We start from the raw sequence: 2,408 nt of genomic DNA on the forward strand, positions 1-2,408 counted from the left end.
GCTTATCGTGTCCGGTTTAACCCCGAGTTCCCCGAGATCATCGCGGAGGGGGCCTTCTGGGTGGGCACATACCGGGCATAACGGGCAGCGGGAGAGGGGGTCGGGCATCCCGCGTCGTGAGATCGACGCTTTGAGGTGGATTAGGCGTCGATCTCACCACGCAAGATGACTCCCCGACGTCCGGTTCGCCCGGATGGCGCCCCTGGGCCTCTCAGTCCGTGTTCCCGGTGGGGAAGGTCCACCGGGTCAAATCCGTGGGGAAGGCCGCGAGGGACCAGCCGTAGGCCCGCCGCGGACGCACGCGGTAGACGACGCGGTCGACCTCCTCGTCCTCGGCCGGGCGGCGCGCGCCGAGTGCCGCGTACTTCTCCAGCCAATCGTCGATGTAGGCCTCCTCGCCGACCTGCTCGGCCCGCCCCTCGACGGCCAGGACCTCCTCCCCGTCCTCCAGGTTGACCTGAATCCTGGGGTTCTCCTCCAGGTTGCGGGCGGTGCGCGTGGCCGGATGCGTCGCGAACAGGAACCCCTCCCCGCTCCACAGCCCCCAGAACGGCCGGGCGAGCGGGCGCCCGTCGCCGCTGGAGGTGACCACCCAGTACGTGCGTGCCCCCGCCAGGCGCGCCTGGGCCGCCTCCCACGGCAGCAGTGCCGTGCCGTCCGCGCCGTCCGGGTCGGCCCCCTGGTAGTCGGCCGGGAGGTGGGGGCGCTCGGCCGCGGGTCCGGGTGTCATGCGGTGTCTCCGTGCATCTCTTATACGGCGTACATGGACACCGTAGAGGAATCCTTGTACGCCGTATAGTGGTGCGGGTGGACACGCTGACCCCCGGCGCCGTCGCCGGCCGCGCGCTGGAGATCGCCGACGCCGACGGGCTCGCCGCCGTGAGCATGCGCCGCCTCGCCCGCGAGCTCGGCGTCACCCCCATGGCGCTCTACTGGCACTTCGGCACCAAGGAGGCACTCCTCGACGGGATGGCCGACCGCGTCCTCGCCGAGGTCGGCCTCCCCCCGGACGACGGGCGCCCCTGGCGGCCCCGGCTCGAGGGCCTCCTGCGCTCCTTCCTGGACGTCCTGCGCCGCCACCCCGCCGCTCCCGACCTGCTCACCGGCGCGGGGGAGCTGTCCGAGCACCGCCTGCTCATCCAGGAGGCGGCGCTGGCGCTGCTGGCCGAGGCGGGCTTCTCCCCGGAGGAGGCGGTCCAGGTCGTCGGGCACGCCACCGGCACCCTGGTGTCCCTGGCGCGCGACCAGGCGGGGCGCGCCGACGAGCAGCGCGCCCGGGAGGTCCGTGCCCGCCTGCTGGCACTGCCGCCCGAGCGCTACCCGCACACCATCGAGGCGGCCGGGCCCATCAGTGCCTGTGCCGACCCCGACACCTACTACGCCTACGGCATCGCGCTGCTGCTCGCCGGGATCGACGCACTGGCCGCGGAACGGCCGGGGTGAGCGGGACCGCTCACAGGGCCACGGCGCGCCCGGCGCACGAACGCAGGGCGCGGACCAGCTCCTCCCGGGCCGGCAGGTCCCTGCCGATCACCACCGGCCGAGTGCTCCGCCGCTCGCAGTGACGGGCCGCTCGGTGCGGGGCGCGCCCCCGGGACCGGTCACGCCACCAGCTCCAGGAGGGCGTCCATTCCGCGCTCCAAGAGCTGGTCGTGGGTGAGGACGATCTGCCCGCCCTCGTCGGAACGCGAGGCGGGCGCCACTTCGAGGCGCCCCTCGTCGTCGCGCCGCACCGAGCTTCCGGGGCCCGCGTGGAGCAGCGCGAGAACGATGCCGTCACGGTTCATGGATGTCGACTCCGACCTGTGTGCGGGGGGATTGGTGTTCGGGTGCCGGGAGACGGCGATCCGGTGGGGAGCGGGTGCGGTGCCGCCGTCGCGCGTCGTCGTGCCGGCCCGTAGCAAGGGCCGCGGTCCTGGGGACGCCGCCTCAGGCCAGAGGCGCGGGATCTCCCGACGGGCACTGAGTATTCCAACAGGCGATGACGTTCGCCGACCCCCCTTGATACCGGATTACGTGGGGTGTTGCTCACAGGAAGGACGTCGGCACCTCACACACCCGTATGAGGTACGACGCAGGGGAGAGGGTACTGTCCCCGCGATCCCCTTCGCGCATCGGCGGAGCCACACCGGGCGGTGGGGCGGTGGGGCGGCGGGGCGGCTGGCCGCCGGGCTGCCGGGGCGCGAGGAAGAGGGCAGCGACGAGGAGGGTGAGCGGCCCATCCGGTAGCGCTGTCGGGCGGCGGGCGTGTGCGTGGTCGCCGGGGTCGGCGGCGACGGTGAGAGCAGGGCGGTTCCCCGGCCCCGCCTGCCGGGCGGCGGACCCCTCGCGGTCCGGGAGGCAGCGCGACCGGGGGCGCATGGCCACCCGCGCTCGTGGCGGCCGCCGCCCCGGTGCACCCCAGCCCG

Annotated in this window: 3 protein-coding genes; 1 reads left to right on the forward strand and 2 read right to left on the reverse strand. The window is 74.0% G+C overall.

Annotated elements, in window-relative coordinates:
- Positions 1 to 211: 211 nt before the first annotated feature.
- Positions 212 to 730, reverse strand: a complete 519-nt coding sequence (locus O4J56_RS31925) for a pyridoxamine 5'-phosphate oxidase family protein (RefSeq protein ID WP_270690965.1) — start codon at positions 728 to 730, stop codon at positions 212 to 214.
- Positions 731 to 807: 77 nt separating this feature from the next.
- Between O4J56_RS31925 and O4J56_RS31930 the strand changes: the two genes are divergently transcribed.
- Positions 808 to 1,443 carry a TetR/AcrR family transcriptional regulator gene (locus O4J56_RS31930; protein ID WP_270690966.1) on the forward strand — a complete coding sequence of 212 codons (636 nt, stop codon included), beginning with the start codon at positions 808 to 810 and terminating at the stop codon, positions 1,441 to 1,443.
- Between the two features lie 158 nt (positions 1,444 to 1,601).
- On the opposite strand, the gene O4J56_RS31935 is transcribed toward O4J56_RS31930, so the two are convergent.
- Positions 1,602 to 1,787: a hypothetical protein gene (locus O4J56_RS31935; protein WP_270676758.1), complete on the reverse strand. Its 186-nt coding sequence runs from the start codon at positions 1,785 to 1,787 to the stop codon at positions 1,602 to 1,604.
- Positions 1,788 to 2,408: the final 621 nt, after the last annotated feature.

Origin of the sequence: Nocardiopsis endophytica (assembly GCF_027706725.1) — a bacterium.
Lineage (GTDB): Bacteria > Actinomycetota > Actinomycetes > Streptosporangiales > Streptosporangiaceae > Nocardiopsis_A > Nocardiopsis_A endophytica.

Coding starts and splice junctions, on each gene's coding strand:
- O4J56_RS31935 (WP_270676758.1), bottom strand. CDS start 1,787: ATGAACCGTGACGGCATCGTTCTCGCGCTGCTCCACGCGGGCCCCGGA.
- O4J56_RS31925 (WP_270690965.1), bottom strand. CDS start 730: ATGACACCCGGACCCGCGGCCGAGCGCCCCCACCTCCCGGCCGACTAC.